The organism is Gammaproteobacteria bacterium (genome assembly GCA_003696665.1).
GTDB lineage: Bacteria > Pseudomonadota > Gammaproteobacteria > Enterobacterales.
Map to the genome: position 1 here is coordinate 1 of RFGJ01000434.1, position 1,000 is coordinate 1,000.

2 protein-coding genes are annotated in these 1,000 nt (G+C 72.0%); both read right to left on the minus strand.

Going from position 1 to position 1,000, the window contains the following annotated elements; genetic code table 11:
* Positions 1 to 175, minus strand: a 175-nt coding sequence (locus D6694_10915; protein RMH39700.1) for a GTPase HflX, incomplete at its 3' end; no start/stop codon positions are given.
* Positions 172 to 1,000 (minus strand): tRNA (adenosine(37)-N6)-dimethylallyltransferase MiaA (gene miaA, locus D6694_10920; protein RMH39701.1); only part of this gene is annotated, 829 nt, incomplete at its 5' end. The genes D6694_10915 and miaA, both read right to left, overlap by 4 nt.

Genomic DNA, 1,000 nt, shown 5'->3' on the forward strand with positions numbered 1-1,000 from the left:
CGCGCACGGGCAGGCGGATGGCGGCGGCCACATCGCATCCGCCGGCATCCACCAGCCGCAGGAACTCCTCGGCCCGCGCATCCCAGGCCGCCGGCCCCTTGCGCGCGGCGATCAGCTCCGGATGCACGACCACGGCCGCATCGCGGGCTTCGTTTGCCTGCCAGGCGCCGCTCATGCCGGCGCCTCGCCGGCGAGCGCCCGCCGGATGCGCAGGGCCAGGGTTTCCGCCTCGCCCCGGACGGCATCCGGCGTCTGGTGCAGAAACCAGGTGCGCTGGCGCTTGGCGTAGCGGCGGGTGGCGGTGATGCCGCGGCTCACAGCCTCTTCCAGGCTGCATTCGCCGTGCAGATGCGCGAGCAGCTGGCGGTAGCCCACCGCGCGCATCGCCGGATGCGCTTCGGGCAGGCCCAGCGAGGCCAGCCAGCGGACTTCGTCCAGCCATCCGGCCGCCATCATTGCGTGGAAACGCCGGGAAATGCGCTCGCGCAGCACATCGCGCGGCGGGTCGAGCACGAACACGGGGCAATGCACGGGCTGCATGCTCGCGCGGGACTGGCGCAGCCATTCGCTAAACGGTCGGCCGGTCGTTTCGCAGACGCCGAGCGCGCGCAGGATGCGTTGGGTGTCGCCCCGCGCCAGCCGCGTCGCTGTTTCCGGATCGAGTTCGGCCAGCCTCGCGTGCAGCGCCGGCGTTCCGGCTTCGCGCGCCTCGCGCGCCAGTCGCTCACGCACGGCGGCATCCTCCGGCGGGATTTCGGCCAGCCCTTCGATGAGCGCGCGCAGATACAGCCCCGTGCCGCCCACGATCAGCGGCGTGCGACCGGCCCGGTTCTCGGCGCGAATCACATCCCGCGCCAGCCGCGCCCAGCGGGCGGCCGAGCAGGTGTCCGGAAGCCGGACACAGTCCAGCAGGAAATGCGGGGTCTGTCGGCGTTCGTCCGCATCGGGTTTGGCGGTGCCGATGTCCAGTCCTTGATAAACCTGCATCGAATCGCAGCAG